The sequence below is a fragment of the Sphingomonas sp. CCH9-F2 genome, assembly GCF_001556735.1.
In the GTDB taxonomy this organism is placed as follows: domain Bacteria; phylum Pseudomonadota; class Alphaproteobacteria; order Sphingomonadales; family Sphingomonadaceae; genus Sphingomonas; species Sphingomonas ginsenosidimutans.
Genome location: NZ_LSJO01000043.1, coordinates 1 through 5364, shown reverse-complemented (window position 1 = coordinate 5364; position 5364 = coordinate 1). Strand labels below are relative to the sequence as shown.

Below are 5364 nucleotides of genomic sequence, written 5' to 3'. Positions count from 1 at the left end.
CCCCGCCGCGCCGGACGTGGTGGACGCCCCCGCCCCCGCGCCGGCAGGGCTGGCGATCCTGGTGGTGGAGGACGATCCGCGCGTGCTGGCCGCGACGATGGGCGCGCTGCGCGAACTGGGGCACCACCCGGTCGAATGCAACGATCCCGCGCGCGCGCCACAGGCGCTCGCCGCGATGACGCACGTCGACCTGATCGTGTCGGATGTCCTGATGCCATCGCTGACCGGGCCGGAGATGGTCGCCCGCCTGCCCGCGACCCACGCCGGGGTGCCGGTGCTGTTCGTGACCGGTTTCGCCGGGGAAGCGGGCGGCGGCATCGACCTCGGCGGCCGCCCGGTGCTGCGCAAGCCGTTCACGCTCGCCGCGCTCGACCGTGCGGTGCTCGGCGCCACCGCGGGTGGCGGCATGGTCGAGCCGATCGCCGCGGAATAATCGCGAATTACGCTGCTGACGCGCGCCGCGCGGTTGCCTATAGCCCGTCGATCCCTGTTGCTGGCCCGTGGAGCGACCGCATCCGATCATGACCTCGCTCGACCGCTACATGGCCCGGCTGATCGCGCTGCCGCTGTTCGCGACGCTGCTGATCGCCTCGATGCTGCTGATCCTCGACCGCATCGGCCGGCTGTTCGATTTCGTCATCACGCAGGGCGGACCGGTCGCGGTCGTGTGGCGGATGCTCGCCAACCTCCTGCCCGAATATCTCGGGCTGGGCATCCCGATCGGGTTGCTGCTGGGCATCCTGCTCGCCTTCCGCCGGCTGGCGACCTCCAGCGAGCTGGACGTGATGCGCGGCGTGGGGATGAGCTACCCGCGGCTGCTGCGCGTGCCGTACATGTACGCGATGGTGCTGGCCGCGTTCAACATCGCGATCGTCGGCTACGTCCAGCCGCTGGCGCGCTACAATTACGAGAAGCTGCGCTTCGAACTGCGCACCGGCGCGCTGGGCGCGTCGATCAAGGTGGGTGAGTTCACGCACCTGGGCGACCGGATGACGCTGCGCATCGAACGCAGTCAGGACAGCGGGCGCAAGCTGTCGGGCATCTTCGTCCATGCCGATACGCCGCAGAACGACTGGGTCGGGGTCACCGCCGAAAGCGGCCAGTTCCTGGCCACCGACGATCCCAACGTCATCGTCTTCCGCCTGACCGACGGGACGCTGATCCACAACCGCCCGGATTTCCGCACCCCGCGCGTGCTCAGCTTCACCGTCCACGATCTGCCGATCAACCTGCCCAAGTTCGAAAGCTTCCGCACGCGCGGGGGCGAGAACCTGGAATATACGTTGCCGCAGCTGGCGCGGCTGGGCCATTCGTCCTCCGCCAGCGAGGAATTGCGCGACGCCAGCCGCGCCGAATTCCACTTCCGCATCGTGGAGGTGGCGATGATGTTCCTGCTCCCGTTGCTCGCGGTGGCGCTGGGCGTGCCGCCGAAACGCTCCAGTTCGGCGCTGGGCGTGTTCCTGGCGATCGTGATGGTGGTCACCTATCACAAGGTGAACCAATATGCCGCCGCGCTGGGCGAACGCGGCGCGGTCGATCCGCTGATCGCCTTGTGGGTGCCGTTCGTGCTGTTCGGCGCGATCATCCTGTGGATGTACCATATGATCGCCAACGTCCCCGGCGGGCAGCCGATCGGCGCGCTGGAACGCTTCTTCGGCAAGATCTGGAGCACGATCGTGCGCTACCTTCCCGGACGGCTGCGGCGGGAGGCGCGCGCCTGATGCTGTCGTCGTTCTTCCCGTCGCGCACGATCGCGCTGTACATGGGGCGGCTGTTCCTGACCCGCACCTTCGGCATCCTGTTCGGGCTGGTGCTGATCCTCCAGACGCTCGACCTGCTCAGCGAAAGCGGCCGGGTGCTGGCCGCGCCGGGCAACGGCGATGCCGAAATCTGGCGCTACGTCTCGCTGCGCGTGCCGCAGATCGTCTCGACCTTCCTGCCCTTCTCCGTGCTGCTCGGCACGATCCTGACGCTCATCACCATGAACGCCAACAGCGAGGTGGTGGCGCTGAAGGCCGGCGGGCTTTCCGCGCATCAGGTGCTGGCGCCGCTGCTGGTCGCCAGCCTGGGGGTGGCGGTGCTCACCTTCGCGTTCAACGACCGCATCGTCAGCCGTGCCACCGCGGAGCTGTCGACCTGGCAGGACGTCAATTACGGCCCGATGCCGGTCGATCGCGGCGACCGGTCGAACGTCTGGGTGCGGTCGGGCGACGATCTCATCCAGGCGGACCGGATCGCCGGGCGCGGCAACGACGCGCGGCTGGGCGGCGTGACCGTCTATGAGCGGAATGCGGGCGGGGGCCTGCGCGGGATGATCGCCGCGCCGCATGGCGTTCGCGACGGCGACGGCTGGCGGATCTGGCCGGCGCGGCGGTTCGACGTCGCGTCGGGCGCGGTGACGCAGCTGGGGCAGACGATCGTCGGTCGCGGCGTCACCCCCGATCAGTTCACGCTGTCGAACGTCGACGGCGATGCCCTGTCCTTCACCGGCCTGCGCGCCGCGATCGCCGACCTGGCGGAGGCGGGCCGCCCGACCAAGTCGCTGGAGGGCGTGCTGTGGCACAAATTGTCCGGGCCGCTGTCGTCGATGCTGATGCCGCTGCTGGGCGCGGTCGCCGCCTTCGGCATCGCGCGGTCGGGGGCGCTGTTCATCCGCGCGGTGATCGGCATGGCGCTGGGCTTCGCCTATTTCGTCGCCGACCGGTTCGCGCTGGCGATGGGCAACCTGGGCGCCTATCCGCCGTTCCTCGCCGCCTGGGCGCCGTTCCTCTTGTTCCTGCTGATCGGCGAGGCGGTGCTGCTGCGCACCGAGGAATAGCCGACCCGCTTGCCTTTTGCGCGCCGCTGCTGTAGGCGCCCGCGCTTCCAACGCACATGGCCGAGGAAGCTCTGCGGGAGGGTGCGGTGACGCGCCCGCTCGGACCGCTCGACTTGAAACGGGGCGTCCTGTCCGCAGGCGCCCGGAATAGAGAGTGACATGGCAAAGAAGATCACAGGTTATATCAAGCTGCAGGTGCCCGCCGGCTCCGCCAACCCGTCGCCGCCGATCGGCCCGGCGCTGGGTCAGCGCGGCGTCAACATCATGGAATTCTGCAAGGCGTTCAACGCGCAGACCGGCGACATGGAAAAGGGCGCGCCCCTTCCCACCGTCATCACCGTCTACGCCGACCGCAGCTTCTCGTTCGTCACCAAGACGCCCCCGGCGACCTTCCTCATCAAGAAGGCCGCGAACCTGAAGTCGGGTTCGAAGGAGCCCGGCAAGGTGTCCGCGGGCAAGATCAAGCGGTCGCAGCTGGCCGAGATCGCCGAGACCAAGATGAAGGATCTCAACGCGAACGATATCGAGGCGGCGACCCGCATCATCGAAGGTTCGGCCCGCGCGATGGGCCTCGAAGTGGTGGAGGGCTGAGACCGTGGCGAAGCTGACCAAGAAGCAGAAGGCCATCACCGTCGACCGTGAGAAGCTGCACGGCGTCGACGAGGCGATCGCGCTGGCGAAGTCGGGGGCGACCTCGAAGTTCGACGAGACGATCGAGATCGCGATGAACCTGGGCGTCGACCCGCGTCACGCCGACCAGATGGTCCGCGGCGTCGTCACGCTGCCCGCCGGCACCGGCAAGACCGTGCGCGTCGGCGTGTTCGCCAAGGGCGCGAAGGCCGACGAGGCCCGCGCCGCGGGTGCGGACGTCGTCGGGGCCGAGGATCTGATGGAAACCGTCCAGGGCGGCACCATCGACTTCGACCGCTGCATCGCGACCCCGGACATGATGGGCGTCGTCGGCCGGCTGGGCAAGGTGCTGGGTCCCAAGGGCCTGATGCCGAACCCGAAGCTGGGCACCGTGACGATGAACGTCGCCGAGGCGGTGAAGGCGGCCAAGGGCGGCCAGGTGGAATATCGCGTCGAGAAGACCGGCATCATCCACTCCGGCATCGGCAAGGCGTCGTTCGCGCAAGAAGACCTGCGCCGCAACTTCGACGCGCTGGTCGATGCGGTGGTGAAGGCCAAGCCGTCGGGCGCCAAGGGCAAGTACGTCAAGAAGATCACCGTCAGCTCCACCATGGGCGCCGGCATCAAGGTCGACGTGGCGGAGGTCGCGGGCGCCTGAGGCCCTCCACCGCAACGCGCAACAGGATCGGGCCGGGGGGACAGCGTCTCCCCGGCCCTTTCCTTTGTCCGCCCGACCCGCCACTCTCCCGCGCGATAAGGAGAGGAACCATGCCGCATTACGGCGACCTGCAGAACGCCATCTATTACGCCGGCCTGTCGGGCGTGCAGCCGACGCTGCCGGTCGATTTCGCGACGCTGAAGGCGCGCGCGGAGGCGGCGATGCCGCCGTCGGTGCTGAACTACGTCCAGGGCGGCTGCGGCGACGAATGGACGCAGGACCGGAATGCCGCCGCCTTCCGCCACTGGGGCATGGTACCGCGCATGATGGTCGACTGCACCGCGCGCGACCTGTCGGCGAGCTTGTTCGGACGCACCCTGCCCTCGCCCTTGTTCATGGCGCCGATCGGCGTCACCGGCATCGTCACGCAGGACGGGCATGGCGATATCGCCGCGGCGCAGGCGTCGGCGGCGACCGGCGTGCCGCTGTGCGCCTCCACGCTCGCCAACGATCCGCTGGAGGAGGTGAAGCGCGCGTGCGGCGACACGCCCGCGCTGTTCCAGCTCTACACCCCGCGCGACCCGGACGTCGCCGCCAGCCTGGTGTCGCGCGCGGAGGCGGCGGGGTATGACGCGATCGTCGTCACGCTCGACACCTGGGTCACCGGCTGGCGCCCGCGCGACCTCAACGTGTCGAACTTCCCGCAGCTGCGCGGGCACGTCCTGACCAATTACTTCACCGACCCGGCGTTCCTGAAGCTGCTGGCCAAGCCGCCGCAGGACGATCCGCGCGCCGCGATCGGCACCTGGGGCGCGACCTTCGGCAAGGTGCTGACCTGGGACGACATGGGGTGGCTGAAGTCGCTGACGCGGCTGCCGATCGTGCTGAAGGGCATCTGCCACCCCGACGATGCGTCGCGCGCGATCGATTGCGGGGCGGACGGTATCTACGTCTCCAACCACGGCGGGCGGCAGGCGAACGGCGGGATCGCCGCGATCGACATGCTGCCGGCGGTGGCCGAGGCGGTGCGCGGGCGCGTGCCGGTGCTGTTCGACAGCGGCATCCGGTCGGGCACCGACGTCATCAAGGCAATCGCGCTCGGCGCCGATCTGGTCGGCGTCGGCCGCCCGTACAGCTATGGCCTGGCGTTGGGCGGCGCGGACGGCGCGGCACACGTCCTGCGCTGCCTGCTGGCGGAGGCGGACCTGCTGATGGCGGTCAACGGCCTGCCCACGCTGGCGGCGGTGCGCCGCGCGGG

At 69.4% G+C, this 5364-nt stretch carries 6 protein-coding genes; all 6 read left to right on the top strand.

Features of this window, described 5'->3' with window-relative positions; genetic code table 11:
- Positions 1-433: response regulator (locus AX685_RS01190; RefSeq protein WP_156445590.1), on the top strand; the 433-nt coding region annotated here is incomplete at its 5' end.
- An 88-nt stretch (positions 434-521) separates the two neighbouring features.
- Positions 522-1721 (top strand): LPS export ABC transporter permease LptF, encoded by a 1200-nt coding sequence (gene lptF, locus AX685_RS01185; RefSeq protein WP_197418432.1) that lies wholly within the window; start codon positions 522-524, stop codon positions 1719-1721.
- Entirely contained in the window at positions 1721-2818 is a 1098-nt protein-coding gene (lptG, locus tag AX685_RS01180; protein ID WP_066484479.1) for an LPS export ABC transporter permease LptG, read from the top strand. The genes lptF and lptG overlap by 1 nt, the downstream gene beginning before the upstream one ends.
- A gap of 159 nt (positions 2819-2977) precedes the next feature.
- Positions 2978-3409: a 50S ribosomal protein L11 gene (gene rplK / locus AX685_RS01175; protein WP_066484477.1), complete on the top strand. Its 432-nt coding sequence runs from the start codon at positions 2978-2980 to the stop codon at positions 3407-3409.
- A gap of 4 nt (positions 3410-3413) precedes the next feature.
- Complete coding sequence (rplA, locus tag AX685_RS01170) at positions 3414-4106, top strand: 50S ribosomal protein L1 (protein WP_066484476.1); 693 nt, start codon at positions 3414-3416, stop codon at positions 4104-4106.
- 110 nt (positions 4107-4216) lie between these two features.
- Positions 4217-5364: alpha-hydroxy-acid oxidizing protein (locus AX685_RS01165; RefSeq protein ID WP_066484475.1), on the top strand; the 1148-nt coding region annotated here is incomplete at its 3' end.